Origin of the sequence: Allosphingosinicella sp. (assembly GCF_036402135.1) — a bacterium.
GTDB lineage: Bacteria > Pseudomonadota > Alphaproteobacteria > Sphingomonadales > Sphingomonadaceae > Allosphingosinicella.
Genome location: NZ_DASWTN010000007.1, coordinates 106,867 through 127,797, shown reverse-complemented (window position 1 = coordinate 127,797; position 20,931 = coordinate 106,867). Strand labels below are relative to the sequence as shown.

Below are 20,931 nucleotides of genomic sequence, written 5' to 3'. Positions count from 1 at the left end.
ATCAATTCCGGCTACGGAACGATCCTCGCTTTTCATCGCGCTGCAGCAACGGTTCGGCGGCTCGACAGCAGGCGGAAAGCTGATACGAAAGCTGCTCCACAGAGGAGCTTTCATGTCGCGCGCCGCTTTCTCCCTCGCCCTTCTTCTCGCCACCGCTTCCGCACCAGCGCTTGCACTGCAAGCCGCTTCGCCACCCGCGAGCGCCGCCAAAGTGCTGGAGAACACGACTGCGCAGACGGGACTGCTGCCGGTCCATGTCGACAATAAAGGCGGGCGCATCCTGCTGTCGCTCCCCGCGCCCGATGCGGACGGCATTTCGGGACGCTACATCTATGTCGCCGCGCTGAAGACCGGGCTCGGCTCAGCGCCGATCGGGCTCGACCGCGCGCTTTCATCGGGCTCCAAGATGCTGGTCTTCCGCCGCATGGGAAAGAAGATGGTGGCGGAGATCGAAAATCCGCGCTTCCGCGCCGCCAATGCACCCTCGGCGGAACAGGCGGCGGCGCGGGAATCCTTCGCTTACTCGACCATCTGGATGGGCGACATTGCCGGCGAGACGACTGACGGACGGCTGCTGGTCGACGTGTCCTCGCTTCTGACCCGCGACGCGATCGGGGTCATCCCGGCGCTGAAGGGCGGAGGCGGCGGTGACTTCCGGCTCGTACCGGAGCTGACGGTTGCGGACCCTGCCTCAGTGAGGGTGTTCCCTGAAAATATCGAGATGGAGGCGCGCCAGACCTTCGTCTCGGCCGATCCCAAGGTTGAGATCAACAACATCGCCCCCGAAACCGGCAATATCAGCTTCATCGTCCGCCATTCGCTCGTGAAGCTGCCGGAAGGCGGCTATCAGCCGCGCCGCTTCGACCCCCGCACCGGCACGTTCGGGACGCAGGTCGTCGATTTCGGCGCGCCGCTCGGGACCCCGGTCGTTTACGAGCTCGCCAACCGCTTCCGGCTCGAAAAGATCGATCCGAATGCGCCGCGCTCGCGGGTGAAGAAGCCGATCGTTTTTTACATCGACAACGCGGCGCCGGAGCCGATCCGCACCGCCCTCTACGAAGGCACGGCCTGGTGGAAACAGGCGTTCGACGAAGCGGGCTTCATCGACGCCTTCGACGTGCGGATGCTTCCCGAAGGCGCCGACCCGCTCGACCTCCGCTACAATGTCGTGAACTGGGTAAACCGGGCGACGCGCGGCTGGTCCTACGGTCAGGTGATCGAGGATCCGCGTACGGGCGAAGTGCTGAAAGGGAATGTGCTGCTGGGCTCGCTCCGCGTGCGGCAGGACATGCTGATCTTCGAAGGGCTGGTCGGCGCGGACAAGGTCGGCACCGGCGGACCCAACGACCCGATCCAGGCCTCGCTCGCGCGCCTTCGTCAGCTTGCGGCGCACGAGGTCGGCCACGCGCTGGGCATCGCCCACAATTTCGCGGCGAGCACCCAGGGCCGCTATTCGGTGATGGATTACCCGGCGCCGCGCGTCGGTCTGGTGAACGGCGCACCCGACCTTAGCGATGCCTATGGCGTCGGCGTCGGCCGCTGGGACACGTTCGCGGTGAACTGGCTCTACGGCGCCGACACCGAAACCGAAGCCAAGGCAGTCGCAGATGCCGGCATGGCCGAAGGGCTGCGCTACACCGGCGACAATGATGCGCGGCCCGTGGGTGCGGCGCAGCCGATCGGCTCGATGTGGGACGACAGCACCGATCCGACCGGGGAGCTGCGGCGCATGATGGCGGTTCGCCGGGCCGTCGTGCACCGCTTCGGGCTCCCTGCCCTCGCCGCCGGAGAGCCGGTCGCAAACCTTCGCCGCAAGTTCGTGCCGATCTGGCTGATGCACCGCTATCAGGTGGAAGCGGCGGCGAAGCTGATCGGCGGCGTCAACTTCCGCTATTCGGTGCGCGGCGACGGCCTGGAAGCGGCGACCCTCGTCGACGCTGACACGCAGCGCCGGGCGCTGGACGCCCTGCTCGCGACACTTACGCCCTCTGAGTTGGAGGTGCCCGCGCAGCTTCTGCCGGTGCTTTCGACCAGCTATTCCGGCAATTCGGACCGCCAGACCGACATCGAAATCTTCCGCACCGCGGGCGGGCCCGTGTTCGACCCACTCGTGGCAAGCGAAGTGGCGGCGGCAGTGACTCTGAACACCCTTCTCTCCCCCGACCGCCTCAACCGGTTGGAGCTTCAGGAACGGCAGGATGCGAATGCTCTCGGCGCCGACGAATTGATTGACCGGCTGATCTCCACCCTGTTCGGTGGCGGCAACGCCGTTCAACGGCGCGTGGCAACGACTGCCGCGCTGTCGCTCGCCCGGGTGCAGCGGGACCCGGCTCTTTCCCCGACCCTCTCGCTGGCGCTGGACGAGCGGCTGCACAGGCTCGCTTCGCAGCTTTCGAAAGCCGGCGGGCGAGACGAGCAGCGCGACTGGAGCCGCGGGCTCGGCCGGTTGCTAAGCGACCGCGAAGCGCTCGACAAGGCGCTGGCGACGCCGCGTCCGGCAGCGCAAATCCCGCCCGGAATGCCGATCGGAAGCGGCGACGAAGCATGGTCCGTCCACTAGCGATTCAACTCGGCGCGCCAGCGTAACGGTTCACCTAATCCGTTAACGATTAAGCTGACAGTCACGCCGCTTCGCGTATGAAGCAAAGCACTGCGGCAAAAGGCTTATTCGGAGGGGACCCGACAAGATGAACCTGGGCAACCGGAACGGAAGATCGTCTGCGTTTCTCGCGCTTTCGCTGACGTCGCTCGTGGCGCTGACCTTCTCCCAGAGCTGGGCGAAGGAAGCTGCGCAGGTCGCGGCCCAGCCGAAAAAGACGGTACAGAAGACGGCGCAGGTCCAGAAGCCGGCGGTCAAGCCGCTGCCCGCCGTCTCGGTCCCGGTCAGCAGCGCCGAAAGCATGCTTCAGTCGCGCATCCGGGAGATCGGCCAGAATTTCAATGGCGACATCGGCATTGCCGTCCGGGACATCCAGACCGGCTACACTGCCGCCTATGACGGCAGCACCTATTTCCCCCAGCAGAGCGTCAGCAAGTTCTTCGTGGCGCTGACCGCCCTGGACCGCGCCGATCGCGGCTATCTCAGCATGAAGGCGCCGGTGACGGTGACGAAGGCGGACCTCACCCTCTTCCACCAGCCTATCGCGAAGCAGATCGGCCCCGGCGGCTATTCGACCACGCTCGACAGCCTGATGTTCCGTGCGATCACGCAGAGCGACAATACCTGCAACGACTTCATCCTCTGGAAAGCGGGCGGCCCGGAAGCGGTGCGCAGCTTCCTTGCCGACAAGCGGATCAGCGGCATCCGCTTCGGCCCCGGGGAGCGCATGCTCCAGGCGCGGATCGCGGGCATGGAATGGCGGCCGTCGATGGTCGGCGCCAATTTTTACGAGGCGCGGAACGCCCTGCCGATGAGCCTCCGCCGCACCTCGTTCGAAAATTACATCCGCGATCCGATGGACGGCGCAACGCCGCTCGGCCTCGTCGATGCGCTGACGCGGCTGAAGCAGGGTGAGCTGCTTTCGCCCCGGTCGACGGAGCGGCTGCTCAGCATCATGTCGCAGACCCGCACCGGCGCCAATCGCCTGAAGGGCGGCCTCGCCCCCGGCTGGAAGCTTGCGCACAAGACCGGCACCGGACAGGTGCTCGGCGGCACGCAGGCCGGCTATAATGATATCGGCATCGTTACTGGCCCGGACGGCCGCTCCTATGCCGTTGCGGTGATGATCCGCCGCACCGCCTCGCCGCTGCCGCACCGGATGCAGGCGATGCAGAATGTGGTCCGCGCCACGATCAGCTATGCGAACGCGCTGCCCGCCTCTCAGCGTTTTGCCAAGCGGACGCAGACGGAGCCGTACAAGGCGCCGGTGCAGCAGCCCCGGCAGCCCGCCCCCACCGGGCTTCAGTCGGTCGCCGCAACGGTCGACGCGCTGGCGGAGGAAGACGGCGAATAAGCCGCTGCTCGCTTTGCCATAGGGCCGGGGCGCGCTAAGCTCCGCCCATGGCACGGCCGCAATCACCCGATTACGACAAGCGCCGCGACGCAATCGTGGCCGCGGCCGCGCATCTTTACTCACGCCGCGGATTTCAGGGCGCGTCCGTCTCCGACCTCGCAAGCGCCTGCGGCACGTCTAAGTCTTTGATATATCACTACTTTCCATCGAAGGATGACATCCTCTACGAGGTTATGGCCGCTCACTTAGATGCTCTGGTCGACGCCGCCGACGATGCGATGCAGGCCGGCAATGCGGAGGATCGCCTAAGAGCCCTCACCCATGCCTTCATGCGCCTCTATGTGGGCGCGCAGGACAGCCACAAAGTGCTGCTGAATGAGCTCGATAATCTGCCCGCCGACCGGCGGGCCGAGGTGGTGGCGAAGCAGCGGCGGATCATTTCGGTGGTGGAGACTCTGGTGCGGGAAATCCGCCCCGACACCAACCCGATCACGCTGCCGCTCACCATGCTCTTCTTCGGCATGATCAACTGGACGCACACCTGGTTCAAGGCGAAGGGCCCAGTCGGCGAAGAGGAACTGGCGGACCTTGCCGTCGATCTGATGCTAAACGGCCTCAACCGCCTTCAGGCGTCGTAGTCGAGCTCCACGCCCTCGCCTTTCGGCACCGACTGGCAGGTGAGGACGTAGCCGGCCGCGATCTCCTCGTCAGATAGACCGTAGCGGGCGGCCATTTCGACCTCGCCTGAGACGACGCGGGCGCGGCAAGTGGCGCAGACCCCCGCCTTGCAGGCATAGGGTGCGGGAAGGCCCGAGGCGCGAGCGCTGTCGAGGATGTTGCCGGCCGCAGCGTCGAACGGAACGCGCCGTTTCCGCCCGTCCAACGTCACGACCATCGTGAGGCCCTGTGCCTGTTCCTGAAGCGCATGCATCTGCGCCTCGACGGCGGCGGAAACCCGGCCGGCGGTGAAGCGCTCGATGAGAATCTTTGACTCCGGAACGCTCGCCGCGAGGAGCGACGCTTCGGCCGCATCCATCATGGGTCCGGGTCCGCAGATGAAGGCGGCGTCGATCCCCTGCACGTCGATCAGCATCTCGACGATCTGGTCGCATTTCGCGCGGTCGAGCATGCCGTTGAAGAGGTCGATATCCTCGGCCTCTTCGGCAAGGAAATGATGCACCTGCAGCCGGTCCATGAAGCGGTTCTTGAGCCGCGCCAGCTCCTCGAGGAAGATGACGGACTGGCTGTCGCGGTTGCCGTAGAAGAGCGTGAAGCGGCTTTCGGGCTCGGTCAGAAGCGCGGTCTTCAGCAGCGAGATGACCGGCGTGATGCCGGAGCCGCCCGCGAAGCCGACATAGTGGTTTCGGGCACTTGGCCGGAAGTCCCACGTGAAGGCGCCGTGCGGCGGCATCACGTCGACAACATCGCCCGGCTTCAGATTGTCGTTGGCCCAATTCGAGAAAAGGCCGCCCACAATCCGCTTTACGGTGACCTTCAGCTGCCCTTCGTCAGGCGCGACGCAGAGCGAATAATTGCGGCGCACATCCTCACCGCCGATGTCGGCCTTCAGGGTCAGATGCTGGCCGGGCTTGAAGCGGAACGTGTCACGAAGCTCCACCGGAACATCGAAGCGGATCGAATTCGCCTCTGCGGTTTCGGCAATGACTTCGGCGACGCGGAGGGTGTGGAAATTGACCGACATCTAGTGGCACTTGAACAGGTCGAAGGGCTCGAGGCAGGCGCGGCACCGCCACTGCGCCTTGCACGGAGTGGAGCCGAAGCGGCTCACTTCCTCGGTATGTATGGAGCCGCACTGCGGACAGGCGACATCGCGCTGTCCAGCCGGCTGCGGCGGTGCAATGCCGTAGGCGCGAAGCTTCTCCCGCCCCGCCTCGCTGATCCAGTCGGTGGTCCAGGGCGGCGACAAGACAGTGTCGATCCGGATGTTCGCGAAGCCGGCTTTATCGAGAGCTACTCGCACCATCGTCTCTATCACGAGTGTCGCGGGACAGCCGGTGTAGGTCGGTGTCAGCGCGACGCGCTCCTCCGTCACATCCCGCACGATGCCGAGATCGACGATAGAAACGACTGGGATTTCAGGATCCGGGACCTCGCGGAGCACCGTCCAGACCGTCTCCACCTCGTCGGCCAGGAGCGTCACCATACGGCGTCCGGATAGGTGCGGGGAAGGAACTGCATCACCGCCAGCAAATGGCCGAGATGCTCCGAATGATGGCCGCGGCGTCCCCCAAGAATGGGCCGCTGGTCCTTAGGCCTCTCCAGCTTCGCTTCCGCAAGCACTGCCATAACGGCGCGGTCATAGTCTTCGAGGAAGTCGGCGACATTGACGCCGATGCCGCAATCGGCCGCCCGTCGCGCAACCGGGTCCATCTCGAACAGCTCGGGGATGAAGCGCCAGTTCCAGTCAAGCCCTTCTTCCATGCGGCGGCGGCTTTCTTCGGTGCCGTCGCCGAGGCGGATCACCCATTCGGCGCTCAGTTCCTGATGGTAGATGACCTCCTTCACCGCCTTAGCGGCGACGGCGGCGATCAGCTCGTCCGCTGAGTGGGTAAGCCGCTCAAACAGCATCTTCTGCCAGGTCGAAAAGAGGAATTGCCGCGCCATCGTCTGCGCGAAATCGCCATTTGGCTGCTCGACGAGCAGGCAGTTGCGGAAATCGAGTACGTCGCGGCGGAATGCGAGCGCGTCCCCGCCGCGGCCCTTGCCCTCGACCTTTCCGGCATGATCCAGAAACAGGTTCGCCTGCCCGACGAGATCGAGCGCCATGTTAGCAAGGCTGAGGTCCACCTCGACCGAAGGCGCATGACCGCACCATTCGCTGAGCCGCTGACCGAGGATCAGGCTGTCGTCCCCGAGCCGCAGCAGATAATCGAACAGAACCTCATTCTCGCCTTCCGCAGGCGCGTCAAAGGCGCCGGAGCCGGTGGCGCCGGAGGGCATGTCGATGGGCGGCAGCGAGGCCATCAGATATGCTTTATGTCGTCGGGAATGTTGTAGAAGGTCGGGTGCCGGTAGACCTTGTCGGCCGCGGGTTCGAACATCGGCCCGTCCTCGGCTGGATCGCTGGCGACGATTTGCGCCGACGGCACGATCCAGAGGCTGACGCCCTCCATCCGCCGCGTATAGGTGTCCCGCGCGTGGCGGACGGCGATCTCGGCGTCCGGCGCGTGGACGCTTCCGACATGGCGATGCGAAAGTCCGCCCTTAGAGCGGACGAACACTTCCCAGAGCGGCCAGTCTCTCATTTCGCAACTCCAGTATTCGGGCGCTGAACGATATAATATACTAACAACGACAGTGGGATAAATGCGACGATCAAGATTTGCTTGGCGCTTAGTCCCAAGACGGACTGCTGCCACATGGCCCGGTTCAGAAGCCCAGCTAAGGCGACCGCTAGTCCAGCGGCAGACAGCAACTTCTCGCCTCTGGTGAAATTACGTCTCACGCGGCCTTCCGCGCCGAACGCTTCTGCGCATAGGCATCGGCCGCTTCGCGCACCCAGGCATTCTGCTCCCAAGCGTCGCGGCGGGCTTTCATGCGTTCCTTGGCGACGGGACCTTCGCCGCGCACGACGGCATAGAATTCTTCCCAATCCAGCTCGCCGAAATCGTAGCCGCCCTTCTCCTCGTTCCACTTGAGGTCGGGATCAGGGACGGTGAGGCCAATCGCCTCGGCCTGCGGCACGGTGATGTCGACGAATTTCTGGCGAAGCTCGTCATTGGTGTCGCGCTTGATCCGCCAGCGCATCGACTGCGCCGTATTGGGGCTGTCCGCATCGGGCGGGCCGAACATCATCAGCGACGGCCACCACCAGCGGTTCAATGCGTCCTGCATCATCCGCTTCTGCTCGGGCGTGCCAGCGGCAAGCGCCATGCAGATTTCGTAGCCCTGCCGCTGGTGAAAGCTTTCCTCCTTGCAGACGCGGACCATGGCGCGGGCATAGGGGCCGTAGGAAGTCCGCTGCAGCGGCACCTGATTCATGATCGCGGCGCCATCCACCAGCCAGCCGATCGCGCCGATATCAGCCCAAGTGAGCGTCGGATAATTGAAGATGGTACTGTACTTCGCCTTCCCCGAATGCAGCGCCTCGATCATCTCCTCGCGGCTTGTGCCGAGCGTCTCGGCCGCCGAATAGAGATAGAGGCCGTGCCCCGCTTCGTCCTGCACCTTGGCGAGCAGGATCGCCTTCCGGCGAAGCGACGGTGCGCGCGTGATCCAATTGCCCTCGGGCAGCATGCCGACAATCTCGCTATGCGCGTGCTGCGAAATCTGCCGCACGAGCGTGCGGCGATAGGCCTCCGGCATCCAGTCCTTCGGCTCAATGAATTCGTCCGCTGCGACACGTGCCTCGAACGCCTCCAGCTTAGCCGGATCCTCGAGATTTTCGACGCGCTTCGTCCTACTGAGTTCGGTCGTGTACATGCGCTCTCCCTAGCCCGGATTACCTAACATTTCCCGACCGACCGGTCAACGAATGAGCCGGTGAGATGAGCGCCGCAACAGCCGAATTGAGAGCAAGCAGCGAGACGCGGTGCAGCCTCTCCAGAGCTAAAGGTGACGGCAAAGGAGAATTGACATGCATTTTCGCGTCACCGGCCTCTCGCCAGAGCCCTTCCAGCACCTGTTCGGCCTCTGCAACGAAGAGCTAAAACAGGAGGGCGCCTTTCGCTATATCGCGGAGCAGGGCTCTGCCTTCCCCGATCGCGTCGAACTCAGAGATGCGGAGCCCGGCGAGACCCTGCTGCTGGTCAACTACACGCACCAGCCGGCGAACACGCCCTATCGCGCCAGCCACGCCATCTTCGTTCTGGAGCATTCGGAAAAGCCGTATGAGGCCAGCAACGAAATACCGCCTGCGCTCCGGTCGCGGACACTCTCGCTCCGGGCCTTCGACGAGCAGGACATGATCGTCGACGGCGATCTGATCGAAGGCGCACAGGCCGAAGAGCTGATTGAGCGCATGTTTGCCCAACCGGAGGTGGCATACATTCACGCGCACTATGCGCGGCGCGGCTGCTACGCGGCGCGGATCGACCGAGCCTAAACCCGCTCGATCACCATCGCGATGCCCTGCCCGACGCCGATGCACATTGTGCAGAGGGCGTAGCGGCCGCCAGTGCGGTGCAGCTCTTCGGCCGCGGTGAGGGCAAGGCGCGCGCCGGACATGCCGAGCGGGTGGCCGAGCGCGATCGCGCCGCCGTTCGGGTTCACGTGCGGCGCATCGTCCGGTAGACCGAGCTCCCGCATCACCGCAAGGCCCTGCGCGGCGAAGGCTTCGTTGAGTTCGATCACGTCCATGTCGCCGATCGAGAGGCCGAGCCGGGCGAGAAGCTTTTGCGAGGCCGGTGCCGGGCCGATGCCCATGATGCGCGGCGGGACGCCCGCGACCGCGCCGCCGACGATGCGAGCACGGGGCCTCAGACCGTTACGCTTCACCGCTTCCTCAGAGGCTACGATCATCGCCGCCGCGCCGTCATTGACGCCGGACGCGTTGCCTGCGGTGACTGTGCCGTCCGGCTTCACGATCGCGCGCAGCTTGGCGAGCGCTTCAACACTTGTGACGCGGGGATGCTCGTCGCGGTCCACCACCACCGGATCGCCCTTCCGCTGCGGGATTTCGACCGGCACGATCTCGGCGGCGAAGCGGCCGCTTTGCTGCGCGCGGCTCGCTTTCTCCTGGCTGCGGACGGCGAAAGCGTCCTGGTCTTCGCGGCTTATGTTGAAATCTTCAGCCACATTCTCGGCGGTCGACGGCATTGTGTCATCGCCATAGGCGCCCTTCATCTTCGGATTGACGAAGCGCCAGCCGATCGTCGTGTCGTATATCTCGGCATTGCGATCGAAGGCCGAAGTCGCCTTGGCCATGACGAACGGCGCGCGGCTCATGCTTTCGGAGCCGCCGGCGATGATCATGTCGGCCTCCGACCCGCGGATCACCCGCGCCGCCATCAGCACCGCATCCATGCCGGACCCGCACAGGCGATTGAGCGTCACGCCGCCCGATTTGTGCGGCAAGCCCGCAAGCAGCCCCGCCATGCGCGCAAGGTTGCGGTTGTCCTCGCCCGCCTGATTGGCGCAGCCGAGAATGATGTCGTCGAGCGCGTCCCAATCGACGCCGCCGTTCCGCTCCATCAGCGCCTTGATCGGGATGGCCGCGAGGTCGTCCGCCCGCACGTGGGCGAGGCTGCCGCCATAGCGGCCAATGGGCGTGCGCACCGCGTCGCAGATGAAGGCTTCGCTCATTCTCATTCGTCTCCGATCACCGGTCCGCCGAGGCTTCGGCTGAACCCCTGAAATTCCGCAATGGCGCGGCCATCGGCGCCGCGAACGCTGACATTGCAGACGCCCGAGCGACCGGCGAGCGCCGTCTCCCGCGCCTCCGCAATCAAGGTCTCGCCTTCCCGGGCCGCATCCAGAAAGACGATACTCGCCTGCGCCGCCACGGTCTTCACGTTGCGGCTGTTGCAGGCATAGGCGAAGGCGGTGTCGGCAAGCGCGAACACCATGCCGCCATGCGCGATGCCGTGGCCGTTCAGCATGTCGGAGCGGAGGGTCATCCGGATGCGGGCATAGCCCTCCCGCGCCTCCTCGATCTCCACGCCCCAGGCGGGCCCGGTGCCTTCGGCGGCAAGCATTGCGCGCGCCACCTTGTCCGCCGTCTCATCTGCGTTCATGGGAAAGCGCATGGCGTATGAAACCATAGACTTCAAGCTGGAGGGCGGCATCGCCCGCCTTACCCTCAACCGCCCCGACCGGCTCAACAGCTTCACCGTTCAAATGCATGAGGAGGTGTCCGACGCGCTCTCCCGGCTGGACGGCGCACGCGTGCTGGTCCTGAGCGGCGCCGGCCGCGGCTTTTGCGCAGGTCAGGACCTCAACGACCGCGCGGTTGCGCCGGGACAGAGCGTAGACCTCGGCCATTCCGTCGAGAGTTATTACAATCCTCTGATCCGGCGGCTCACGTCCCTGTCCGTCCCGGTGATTGCGCGGGTGAACGGCGTCGCAGCCGGGGCGGGCGCGAATATCGCCCTCGCCTGTGACATCGTGATCGCGGCGAAGTCGGCCAAGTTCATCCAGTCCTTCGCCTCGATCGGCCTCATCCCCGACAGCGGCGGCACGTGGGTGTTGCCGCGCCTTCTTGGCCAGGCGCGGGCGCTCGGCCTTGCGCTCACCGCCGAGCCGCTGCCGGCGGAAAAAGCTGCGGAGTGGGGCCTCATCTGGAAGGCGGTCGAGGACGACCAGCTCGATGCGGAAGTTGACGCGCTCGCAACCCGCTTCGCTTCCGCCCCGACGCGCGGCCTTGCTGCGATCAAGAAGATGATCCGCGAAAGCTGGGGCCATTCGCTCGACCAGGAGCTAGACCTTCAGCGTGACATGATGCGGGAGCTTGGCATGAGCGACGATTATCGCGAGGGCGTCGCCGCCTTCATGGAAAAACGGACGCCGAATTTCACCGGGAAGTGACCAGATGAAGACGATCAATCTCCTCAATTACGCGAAGGACGGCTGGTATCAGGCACCGGACGGGCTTGCCGAAGTGCAGAGCGCGATCACCGGCGAAGTCATCGCCACCACCGGCAGCCAGGGCCTCGATTTCAAGGCGATGATGGATCATGCGCGGAATGTCGGCGGCCCGGCGCTTCGCAAGATGACCTTCCACGAACGCGCCTGGATGCTGAAGGACCTCGCCAACGCGATCATGGCGCGGAAGGACGAGCTGTACGAGCTCAACTACCAGACCGGCGCGACGCGGACCGACGGCTGGATCGATATCGAAGGCGGGGCGGGCACGCTCTTCTCCTTCTCGTCCAAGGGCCGGCGCGAGCTTCCCAACCAGCGCATCCTGATCGACGGCAATATGGAGATGCTGTCGAAGGGCGGCACCTTCGTCGGCCAGCATGTCTGGACCTCGCTGCAGGGCGTCGCCGTTCACATCAACGCTTTCAACTTCCCGGTCTGGGGCATGCTGGAGAAGCTTGGACCGACCCTGCTTGCAGGCGTTCCGGCGATCGTGAAGCCCGCCTCCGCCACCGGCTATCTCGCCGAAGCGGCGTTCCGGATCATGATCGAAGCGGGCGCGCTGCCGCCCGGCGCGCTGCAGCTCATCATGGGCTCGACCGGCGACCTGTTCGACCATCTGACGCTTCAGGATGTGGTGAGCTTCACCGGGTCGGCGCAGACCGCGATGAAGCTTCAGACGCATCCGGTGATCGCGCGGGAAAGCGTGCGCTTCATCGCGGAACGCGACAGCCTCAACGCATCCATTCTCGGGCCCGATGCCGGCCCGGGCACACCCGAATTCGACCTCTTCATCAAGGAAGTCGCGCGCGAGATGACGGTGAAGGCGGGCCAGAAATGCACCGCTATCCGGCGCGCCATGGCGCCCGCCGAGCATATCGATGCCGTGCAGGAAGCGCTGACCGCACGCCTTGCCAAGGTGAAGATCGGCGACCCGCGCGAGGAAGGCGTCACCATGGGCGCGCTCGCCAGCCGCGACCAGCTTCAGGCGGTGCGGGATGCGGTGGCGGAGCTTCGGAAATCCGCCCGCATCGTCGCCGGCAATCCGGACGAGCCGCCGGTGGCGGGGGGTGGCGCCTTCATTACGCCGATCCTCTTACGCTCCGACGATCCCTGGGGCTCGCCCGCAGTGCACGACGTGGAGCCGTTCGGGCCGGTCTCCACGATCATGCCCTATAAGGACATGGACGACGCCATCGCGCTCGCGAACCGGGGTATGGGCAGCCTTGCGCTCTCCCTCTTCACCTTCGACTCGAAGGTGGCGGAGGAGTTCGTGCTCGGCTCCGGCGCCTATCATGGCCGGATGATGATTCTCGACCGCACCAGCGCCAAGGAATCGACCGGCCACGGCTCGCCCCTCCCCGTCCTCGTCCATGGCGGGCCCGGCCGGGCCGGCGGTGGCGAGGAGATGGGCGGCGTTCGCGGCGTCACCCATTATATGCAGCGCACCGCACTTCAGGGCGCGCCGGAACTGCTGTCGAAGATCGTCAAGCAATGGCTGCCGGGCGCGGAGAAGCCGGCCGGCGACGTCCACCCGTTCCGCCAGCGCATCTCCGAGCTTGAGGTGGGCTACACGCTGAAGACCGCCAGCCGCACTGTCACGCTGGAGGATGTGGAGCATTTCGCCCATTTCACCGGCGATACCTTCTACGCTCATATGGACGAGGAAGCCGCCAAGGCGAGCCCCATCTTCGAAGGCCGCGTCGCCCACGGCTACCTGATCCTCAGCTTCGCCGCAGGGCTTTTCGTAGAGCCTGCACCGGGTCCGGTGTTTGCCAACACTGGTCTCGAAAACCTCCGTTTTCTGACGCCGCTCTACCCGGGCGACTCCATGCGCGTGGAACTCACCGTCAAATCCAAGAGCATCCGCGACGAGGAGAAAGGCGAAGTCCGCTGGGCCGTCTACATCTTCAACCAGCGCGACGAGATCGTGGCCACCTACGACCTCCTCACGATGAACAGGCCATAGTCCATGAGTGAGACGGCGCTGACGTCGCCGGACGGTCTTTTGAAGCTGGCGATAAATCGATGTGGTCCGGATCTAAGCATCGGCTTTGAAGGCTATGGGTGGCACACTCATGGTGACATTCTCGCTGCGGAGTACGGCAAGCCTGAGGAGGAGGCCGTTGAACGCTTCGTTCATGAGCTGATTAGTGATGTTCTTCTTATCGCCGTACTCACAAGAAACGGAGTGATAGTCGACATATGGTTTACGGCGGATCCAGAACATGACCGAACCTACCTAGACGCAGGCGAGTCGGTGGAAATCCGGAACTGGAGTCAGCGGCCATCGCGACCTACGACCTGTTGACCATTAACCTTCCCTAGCGTCAAAAGTCTCTCCACCACCAACGTCAGGAGAGAGTGATGTCTGATTCTGTCGATCCGAAAGGCCCGTCTGACGGCGTCGTAGCGTATGTCACCGTGCGGGATGCGAACGGCGCGTCCGAATTCTATCAGAAGGCATTCGGCGCGGAGGAGCTTTACCGCAACACTGCCGACGATGGGCGGAGGCTGATGCATTGCCATCTCCGGATCAACGGCGGATCGCTGATGCTGTCAGACGCCTTCCCCGAGTTCGGCGCCGTTCTTCAGGAGCCGCAGGCGTTCACGCTTCACCTGCAAGTCGACGATGTCGACGCCTGGTGGCGCCGTGCGGTGGATGCAGGCGCGGAAGTCACGATGGAGCTGGCGGACCAGTTCTGGGGCGACCGCTACGGCAAGATTCGCGACCCCTACGGCATCAGCTGGTCGCTCGCCGCGCCGTCCAAACAGTAACCGCCGATCATATTGGGCTGCCGTTCATCCCCGGTCAGCCACCTTCGTCCCGGGCTGGTTGTCGGGCGGAGTTCCCTGTGGTTTATGTGTCGGGGTCACAGGAGGTGCGAGTGAAGACGAAGAGGGTGCTGTTGGCGTTCGCTGCAGCCGGATTGCTCGCGAGCCCCGGCCATGCGTTCCAAGCGTCGAAAAGCGCGGACGAGCAGGCGCTAAGGGCCTTCAAGACCGAACTCTGGCCCCGCGCCTATCGGGAAGGCGACGAGGAGTTGCTGGCACGGCTGCTTGCGACCGAATTCCAGATGATCGACGACGAGGGGGCCGTCAGCACACGGCAGGAGGAGCTGAACTATGTCGCCAAGAAGGCAGTCGATCCTCCCGGCCGAACGTTCCGCTTCGAGATCGAGCGCCTGGACATCTTCGAGAATGGAACCGCCGTCGTCTCCGGCACCGGCCACCTTGTGATACCTGGCGCCGACGGCTCGTCCGCGATCAGCTACAAATCTTCGAACATCCTCATAAAGCGGGACGGTCGCTGGCAAGCCATCGCCTCCCACGTTTCCGGCGTGAAAGACCAGAAGCCCGGCACCAAATAGAGCAAGGCTAGTCGGCCGGCCAATTTTCGATCAGGTCGACGAAGCGGCTGAGCCAGGCGTTGGTCTGGTGGCCGTCGACGACGCGGTGATCGATGGTGAGGCTGACATAGGCCATCGGGCGGATCTGGATCGTGTCCTGTCCGGCCACCTCACGTACCACCACCCGCTTTTCAAGCTTGCCAACGCCTAAAATAGCCGATTGCGGCTGGTTGATGATGATCGGTGAGGCGAAGAGCGAACCCGACACCCCATGGTTCGAGATGGTGAAGGTGCCGCCCTTCACATCGTTCTGCGACAGCTTTTCGGCCCGCGCCTTTTCGACCAGTTCGTCGAGACCGGCGGCGATGCCCTTCAGCGACAGCGCCTGCACCTTGCGGAGCACCGGCACGATCAGGCCCTTGTTCCCGAGCGCCGTGCCGACGCCGATATTAATGTCGTCGTAAAGCTCCAGCCGGTCGTCGTGCCAGCGGCTGTTGATGGCGGGCGCGACCTTCATCGCTTCGGCCGCCGCAGCAACGATATAGGCGGTGTACGTGAGCTTCACGCCCTTCTTGGCCCACGCGTCCTTATGCTTCGCCCGGTGCGCGATGATGGCGCTGAAGTCGCATTCGAACATCGCCGTGACGTGCGGCGCCTGGGTCACCGAATTCAGCATGTTCTCGGCGATACGGAGCCGCATCCGATCATGCGGAACGTTGTGCGAAGCGATGGTGGCGTCGCTCGGCTCCGCCACCTTCGGCTGCGCCGTCGTGCGAACGCCGACCTGCACCGTCGTCGCGGCTTCAACGGCTCGGTCTACATCGGCGCGCGTGATGCGGCCGTCTCGCCCCGTGCCCTCGATATGCGTGGGGTCGATATCGTGCTGGAGCAAAGCCCGCTTCACGGAGGGCGACAGGCGGAGCTCGCGATCTCCATTCGCCTTGAGCTTGTCGAAGGGCTTTCCTTCTTCTCCTGCACCGGAAGAAGGGAGGGCTTCGACAGGCTCAGTCCGATCAGCATCGCCCACTTCAACGGCAGGAGCAATCCGGCCGAGCACCGCGCCCGGCGCAGCTTCGTCATTGCTGTGGAGGATGATCTCGCGAAGGATGCCGGCCGCTGGCGCGGGGACTTCGACGGCGACCTTGTCCGTCTCAAGCTCGACCAGCGGATCGTTTTCCGCGACCCGGTCGCCGACCTGTTTCAGCCATGCGCGGACAACCGCCTGGGTGCCTTCCTGTTCGATGGGAGCAGTGACGTCTATCATCTTAAAAGCTCACCAGATCTTCGATCTTCGTGCGGATCTTGTCGACGCTCGGTACCGCCCAGTTGAGTAAGACCGGATTATGCGGGCTCGGGATGTCCGGCATCGTCACGCGCGCAACCGGCGCGTCGAGATCGAGGAAAGCTTCGTCCGCCACCACCGCCGCAATCTCCGCGCCGAAGCCGCCGGTCTGCAGGTCCTCGTGGACGATCAGGCAGCGGCGCGTGCGGCGGACGCTCTCCAGCACCATCTCCCTGTCCCAAGGCATCAGGGTGCGGAGGTCGATCACGTCGGCCGAGAAATCCTTTGCCGCTTCCTCACAGCGCGGCACCATCGCGCCCCAGGTGACGATCGTGATCTGGTCCCCTTCGCGCGTCTTCTTCGCCCGGCCAAACGGCAGCACATAATCGTCGCCGGGATAAGGCCGCCGCGCCCAGCTGTCGTCCAGCATCGCGCGATGTTCGAAGAAGATGACGGGATCGTTGCCGCGAAGGCCGGCCCGGAGCAGCCCCACCGCATCCTCGGCATTGGACGGCACCGCCACCAGCCAGCCGGGATTGTGGACGAACTGCACCTCGTTGGTCTGGCTGTGCCAGGGATCGCCGCACTTGAAGAAGCCCCCGGGAATGCGGAGCACCATCGGCGCCGCGAAGCGGTTGTTCGTCCGCCAGCGCATCGTGCCGCAATCGTTGATCTGCTCGAGCGCGGGCTCGGCATATTTGCGGAACTGGATCTCCGGCACCGGCATCAGGCCGGCCATCGCCATGCCGACCGCGCGGCCGACAATGCCTTCTTCGGAGAGGCTGGTGTCGAACACCCGCTCGATGCCGAACTTGTCCTGGAGGCCGAGCGTCACCGCATGGACGCCGCCTTTTGGCCCGATATCCTCGCCGAACAGAAGCACGCGCGAATTGATCTCAAGCTCATGCTCCAGCGTGCGGCGGATCGCGGTCACCATGTTGATCCGCTGCCCCTCCGGCTTTGGCGTCTCGGTGGAGGACGGCGCCTGATAGCCATGCACCCATTGCCCGCCGATCTTCTGCATCTCGCCTTCGTAGAAGACATTCGCGGTCACCCGCTCCGGATCAGAGACGCCGCGCCCTTCCGCGGTCTCACGCGCCTGCTCGACCGCCTGTTCGGCTTCCGCCTCAAGGCCGCTCCATTCCCCTTCACTTAGCAGCGAGCCGATAAGATAGGATTTCAGCTTCGGCAGGGGATCGCGCGCCCATTCCGAGGCGACGAACTCCTCAGACTTGTAGGTCTGCGTGTCCTGAAAGCTGTGTCCCTGAAGCCGCGGCACGGTAAGTCGGAGCAGCGCCGGACCCTTCCGTCCGCGCACATGATCGACGGCGCGGCTGAGCAGCGAAGCCGCCTCGGCCGGCTCGGTGCCGTCACCGGAGAAGACTTCAAGATTGCCGAAGCTTTCCAGGTTCTTTGCGATATTGCCGCCCGGCGTCTGGTAGCTGGACGGCACGGAAATCCCATACTGATTGTCCTCGATATAGAAGAGCATCGGCAGCTTCTGCGTCGTCGCGATGGTGAGCGCCGCCCAGAAGCCGTTGGTCGCCACCGACGCATCGCCGCCGAGCACCACCGCCATCGCATTCTCATGCGGGCCGCTATTCAGCACCGTGCGGTAATATTCGATCGCCTGCGCCCAGCCGGCGGTCGGGGTGTACTGCGCGCCCACCCCGCCCGACATTGGCAGCGCAGGGGCGCCGTTCGGATTGGGATAGTTGAAGACGACGCCAATATCGCGCCCGTCCGAATAGCCGCCCTCGCGGCCCATTCCTGACCCGAGCGCATCCTCAAGCGGGACGCCGAGCGACAGGAGCAAGGGCCGCGAACGATAATAGCCGCAGGCCGCATCCTTCGGCCCGTCGAGCGTCTGCCCGAGCATGACCTGCGCCATGTCGTGCCCGCGCGCGGAGAATTGGTAGAGCACCTTCTTCTCGGGAACGAGCCGCTCTTCCTCGAGCCGGTCCATCGCTCGGCTGACGAGCACATTATAGGCGACCTTCCGCCAGTCGAAGCTCGGATCAGGCGAGTTCGTCCGCGCCTTCGTCTCCATTGCGAGCGCGTCAGCCATCCATCTTCTCCACGACGGCCGCGGCGAAGCGGTCGACGCTCTCGTCCGAGAGGCCGACCACGTTGAAGCGGCCGGATGAGGCCATGTAGATGCCGTGGCTTTCGCGGAGGCCTTCGACGGCTTCGACCGACAACGGCAGCATCGAGAACATGCCGTTCTGATCGCCGATATAGGCGAGCCGCTCGTCATAGGCGGCAAGCCGGCGGCGGAGACTGCGGATGCGGGCGCACATCTCCTTCACCTCCGCCTCCCAGTCGGCGCGAAGCTCGGGCGTATCGAGGATGATGCGGGCGACCGCCGCGCCATGATCGGGCGGCATCGACCACATGGTGCGGGCTAGGCCGAGGAGGTTGCCGAGGATCACCTTGGCATTGGCGGCGCTCGTCCCCTTCACGAACAGCGAGCCTGTGCGCTCGCGATAGACGCCGAAATTCTTGTCGCAGCTCTGGGCGATCAGCGCCTGCTCCGCCGCCTCCACCACCAGCCGCGTTCCCTCCGCATCCGCCTCGAAGCCGTTGCCGAGCCCTTGATAGGCGATGTCGACGAACGGGATGAGGCCGCGGCTCGACACCAGCTCCGCGACCGCCTTCCACTGGTCGAGGCTGAGGTCGGCGCCGGTCGGATTGTGGCAGCAGCCGTGGAGGAGGATGAGGTCGCCCGCCCTCGCCCCTTGAAGCGCGTCCATCATCTCGTCGAACAGGATGCGCTTCCCGGCCGGGTCGTAATAGGGATGCTTCACCATCTCGACGCCGGCACATTCGATGAGCGGCATGTGATTGGGCCAGGTCGGCTGCCCCACGAAGATCCGTGCGTCCGGATCGGCCGCCTCGATCAGCTCCGCACCGAGCCGAAGCGCGCCGCAGCCGCCCGGCGTCTGCACGCCGACGATCCGCTCGTCGCCGGCGCCTGCCTCTCCAAAGACGATCGGCTTGATCAGCTCGACGAAGCGCGCATCGCCCTGCGATCCGAGATAGGATTTGGTCTCCTGCGTCTCATGAAGAATGGCTTCCGCCTTCTTCACCGCGCGAAGGATCGGCGTGTTGCCGGCTGCATCCCGATAGACGCCGACGCCGACGTCGATCTTCTCCACCCGTGGATCGGCGTTGGCGAGCGCGATCAGTTGAAGCAGCGAGTCCGATTGCTGCTCCTGCAGCCGGTCGAACAACATCCCCTGCGCTCCTGCCGCATCCGCCATATGTCTAATCCCTGTTTTACGCCCACGATACATCTGCACCAGAGCCGCGCCAATTGCGTATCAAAGTTGATGCTGGCTCGGCTGGATTTGATACAGGTATTTAGTTATAGGGGCTCTGATGAAAGAAAATGTGCAGCTTGATGGTGTCGACCGGCGAATCGTCCGCGAATTGCAGCGCGATGCGAGCCTGAGCCACGCCGCGCTTGCAGAACGGGTGGGCGCGTCTGCCGCCTCGGTGTGGCGCCGCGTGCGCAATCTCGAAAAGCTGGGCGTGCTCGGCAAGGCCGTCCGCCTCGCCGACCCGCAGTTCCTCGACCGCTCCGTTAATGTGCTCTGCCAGGTGCGGATGACGCGCCAGACGATGTCGGCCCGCGCCGAGTTCGAGGAATTCATCCAGTCCCGCGAAGAGATCGTCGAATGCTACGCCATGTCGGGAGAATGGGACTATCTCCTCCGCATCGCGGTCCGTGACGTCGCCGACTATGATCGCTTCGTCATGCGCGGCGTTCTCGCCCACCCCTCCGTCGCCAACGCCGCCAGCAATTTCGCGCTGAGGCAGGTTAAGTACACCACCGAAATCCCGGTTTAGCGGAACCCCTCCCCTCCCCGTCGATTTTGAATCGCAGGCGGATCGATTGGAGCAGGACATGGCGGCGCGCGCCTATTGGAAGGGACAGATCAGGCTGGCATTGGTCTCGATACCGGTCGAGATCTTCTCGGCGACGAAGAGCGGCGCGACGATCGCCTTCAACCAGATCCACGAGCCGACCGGCAAACGGATCAAATATGAGAAGGTGGTGCCCGGCGTCGGTCCGGTCGATCCGGACGAGATCGTGAAGGGCTATCAGGTCGAAAAGGGCAATTACGTCCTCCTCGAAGACGAAGAGCTTGAAGCGGTTAAGCTCGAAAGCAAGAAGACGCTCGAGCTCACACAGTTCGTCGATCATGACGAGATCGACGTCCTTTATTACGAAAAGCCCTATTACGTCGTACCGGCCGATGACCTGGCGGAAGAAGCCTTCATCGTTCTCCGCGAAGCGCTCCGGCGGACGAAGAAGGTGGCGATCGGCCAGCTCGCCCTCCGCGGCCGCGAATATATCGTGAGCCTCAAACCCTGCGGGCGCGGCATCGTGCTCGAGACGCTCCGCTATGCCGACGAGGTCAACAAAGCGCAGGGCTATTTCCGCGATATCGGCGACGCGAAGCCGGACGAGGAGCTGCTCGATCTCGCCGAGACATTGATCGAGAAGAAGACCGCGCCCTTCAAGCCGGAAGAATTCCACGACCGCTATATTGATGCGGTGCGCGACCTCATCGAGAAGAAGCGCAAGGGCAAGACGATCCATACCGAAGAGGAGGAAGCGCCCGTCAGCCGCGGCTCCAACGTTGTCGACCTCATGGCGGCGCTGAAGCGGTCTATCGATCGCCCAGGCGGCGGCGCAAAAGAGGCTCCGGCGAACAAGCCCGCCGCAAAAAAGGCGCCGGCGAAGAAGGCTGCCAGCAAGGCCCCGGCCAAAGCCGCTCCGGCGCGGAAGCGGGCTTGA

The 20,931-nt window shown here is 64.4% G+C and carries 21 protein-coding genes; 10 read left to right on the top strand and 11 right to left on the bottom strand.

Annotation, left to right across the window (positions count from 1 at the left end; translation table 11 throughout):
• Nucleotides 1-112 precede the first annotated feature (112 nt).
• From VGD10_RS02555 to VGD10_RS02545, 3 genes are all read left to right on the top strand, one after another.
• Nucleotides 113-2,560, top strand: a complete 2,448-nt coding sequence (locus VGD10_RS02555; RefSeq protein WP_331039227.1) for a zinc-dependent metalloprotease — start codon at nt 113-115, stop codon at nt 2,558-2,560.
• A gap of 127 nt (nt 2,561-2,687) precedes the next feature.
• Nucleotides 2,688-3,953: a class A beta-lactamase gene (gene bla / locus VGD10_RS02550; RefSeq protein ID WP_331039226.1), complete on the top strand. Its 1,266-nt coding sequence runs from the start codon at nt 2,688-2,690 to the stop codon at nt 3,951-3,953.
• Nucleotides 3,954-4,000: 47 nt separating this feature from the next.
• The gene (locus tag VGD10_RS02545; protein WP_331039225.1) at nt 4,001-4,591 is read left to right on the top strand and encodes a TetR/AcrR family transcriptional regulator; all 591 of its coding nucleotides are present in this window, start codon (nt 4,001-4,003) and stop codon (nt 4,589-4,591) included.
• Here VGD10_RS02545 and VGD10_RS02540 read toward each other — a convergent pair.
• From VGD10_RS02540 to paaA, 5 genes are all read right to left on the bottom strand, one after another.
• Nucleotides 4,579-5,655 carry a 2Fe-2S iron-sulfur cluster-binding protein gene (locus VGD10_RS02540; RefSeq protein WP_331039224.1) on the bottom strand — a complete coding sequence of 359 codons (1,077 nt, stop codon included), beginning with the start codon at nt 5,653-5,655 and terminating at the stop codon, nt 4,579-4,581. The two genes, VGD10_RS02545 and VGD10_RS02540, sit on opposite strands and share 13 nt — an antisense overlap.
• A complete protein-coding gene (gene paaD, locus VGD10_RS02535; protein WP_331039223.1) occupies nt 5,656-6,117 on the bottom strand; it encodes a 1,2-phenylacetyl-CoA epoxidase subunit PaaD in 462 nt (153 codons plus the stop codon).
• Nucleotides 6,111-6,938, bottom strand: coding sequence for a 1,2-phenylacetyl-CoA epoxidase subunit PaaC (paaC, locus tag VGD10_RS02530; RefSeq protein WP_331039222.1), 828 nt, complete (start codon nt 6,936-6,938; stop codon nt 6,111-6,113). The genes paaD and paaC overlap by 7 nt, the downstream gene beginning before the upstream one ends.
• Nucleotides 6,938-7,219: a 1,2-phenylacetyl-CoA epoxidase subunit PaaB gene (paaB, locus tag VGD10_RS02525; protein WP_331039221.1), complete on the bottom strand. Its 282-nt coding sequence runs from the start codon at nt 7,217-7,219 to the stop codon at nt 6,938-6,940. Before paaB ends, paaC begins: the two co-directional genes overlap by 1 nt.
• Nucleotides 7,220-7,415: 196 nt before the next feature.
• Entirely contained in the window at nt 7,416-8,396 is a 981-nt protein-coding gene (paaA, locus tag VGD10_RS02520) for a 1,2-phenylacetyl-CoA epoxidase subunit PaaA (RefSeq protein WP_331039220.1), read from the bottom strand.
• A 154-nt stretch (nt 8,397-8,550) separates the two neighbouring features.
• On the opposite strand from paaA, the gene VGD10_RS02515 reads away from it, so the two are divergent.
• Complete coding sequence (locus tag VGD10_RS02515; protein WP_331039219.1) at nt 8,551-9,018, top strand: DUF1203 domain-containing protein; 468 nt, start codon at nt 8,551-8,553, stop codon at nt 9,016-9,018.
• On the opposite strand, the gene pcaF is transcribed toward VGD10_RS02515, so the two are convergent.
• Both pcaF and paaI read right to left on the bottom strand, forming a co-directional pair.
• A complete protein-coding gene (gene pcaF / locus VGD10_RS02510; protein WP_331039218.1) occupies nt 9,015-10,217 on the bottom strand; it encodes a 3-oxoadipyl-CoA thiolase in 1,203 nt (400 codons plus the stop codon). The genes VGD10_RS02515 and pcaF overlap by 4 nt on opposite strands.
• Before the next feature lie 2 nt (nt 10,218-10,219).
• Nucleotides 10,220-10,648 (bottom strand): hydroxyphenylacetyl-CoA thioesterase PaaI, encoded by a 429-nt coding sequence (gene paaI / locus VGD10_RS02505; RefSeq protein WP_331039217.1) that lies wholly within the window; start codon nt 10,646-10,648, stop codon nt 10,220-10,222.
• Nucleotides 10,649-10,658: 10 nt separating this feature from the next.
• Here paaI and paaG point away from each other — a divergent pair, with 10 nt between their 5' ends.
• Together paaG and paaZ are read left to right on the top strand one after the other, a co-directional pair.
• Entirely contained in the window at nt 10,659-11,438 is a 780-nt protein-coding gene (paaG, locus tag VGD10_RS02500) for a 2-(1,2-epoxy-1,2-dihydrophenyl)acetyl-CoA isomerase PaaG (protein ID WP_331039216.1), read from the top strand.
• Between the two features lie 4 nt (nt 11,439-11,442).
• A complete protein-coding gene (paaZ, locus tag VGD10_RS02495) occupies nt 11,443-13,461 on the top strand; it encodes a phenylacetic acid degradation bifunctional protein PaaZ (RefSeq protein ID WP_331039215.1) in 2,019 nt (672 codons plus the stop codon).
• Nucleotides 13,462-13,533: 72 nt separating this feature from the next.
• On the opposite strand, the gene VGD10_RS02490 is transcribed toward paaZ, so the two are convergent.
• Entirely contained in the window at nt 13,534-13,722 is a 189-nt protein-coding gene (locus tag VGD10_RS02490; protein WP_331039214.1) for a hypothetical protein, read from the bottom strand.
• Between the two features lie 137 nt (nt 13,723-13,859).
• Between VGD10_RS02490 and VGD10_RS02485 the strand changes: the two genes are divergently transcribed.
• Both VGD10_RS02485 and VGD10_RS02480 read left to right on the top strand, forming a co-directional pair.
• Entirely contained in the window at nt 13,860-14,270 is a 411-nt protein-coding gene (locus VGD10_RS02485) for a VOC family protein (RefSeq protein ID WP_331039213.1), read from the top strand.
• Nucleotides 14,271-14,380: 110 nt separating this feature from the next.
• Nucleotides 14,381-14,863: a nuclear transport factor 2 family protein gene (locus VGD10_RS02480; protein WP_331039212.1), complete on the top strand. Its 483-nt coding sequence runs from the start codon at nt 14,381-14,383 to the stop codon at nt 14,861-14,863.
• 7 nt (nt 14,864-14,870) lie between these two features.
• On the opposite strand, the gene VGD10_RS02475 is transcribed toward VGD10_RS02480, so the two are convergent.
• The 3 genes from VGD10_RS02475 to VGD10_RS02465 are packed head-to-tail and all read right to left on the bottom strand — an operon-like array spanning nt 14,871 to nt 19,387.
• Nucleotides 14,871-16,106: a dihydrolipoamide acetyltransferase family protein gene (locus VGD10_RS02475; protein ID WP_331039211.1), complete on the bottom strand. Its 1,236-nt coding sequence runs from the start codon at nt 16,104-16,106 to the stop codon at nt 14,871-14,873.
• 1 nt (nt 16,107) lies between these two features.
• A complete protein-coding gene (locus VGD10_RS02470; RefSeq protein WP_331039210.1) occupies nt 16,108-18,192 on the bottom strand; it encodes an alpha-ketoacid dehydrogenase subunit alpha/beta in 2,085 nt (694 codons plus the stop codon).
• Entirely contained in the window at nt 18,185-19,387 is a 1,203-nt protein-coding gene (locus tag VGD10_RS02465; protein WP_331039209.1) for an amino acid aminotransferase, read from the bottom strand. Before VGD10_RS02465 ends, VGD10_RS02470 begins: the two co-directional genes overlap by 8 nt.
• Before the next feature lie 118 nt (nt 19,388-19,505).
• Here VGD10_RS02465 and VGD10_RS02460 point away from each other — a divergent pair, with 118 nt between their 5' ends.
• Entirely contained in the window at nt 19,506-19,976 is a 471-nt protein-coding gene (locus VGD10_RS02460) for an Lrp/AsnC family transcriptional regulator (protein ID WP_331039208.1), read from the top strand.
• A 58-nt stretch (nt 19,977-20,034) separates the two neighbouring features.
• Nucleotides 20,035-20,931 carry a Ku protein gene (locus VGD10_RS02455; protein ID WP_331039207.1) on the top strand — a complete coding sequence of 299 codons (897 nt, stop codon included), beginning with the start codon at nt 20,035-20,037 and terminating at the stop codon, nt 20,929-20,931.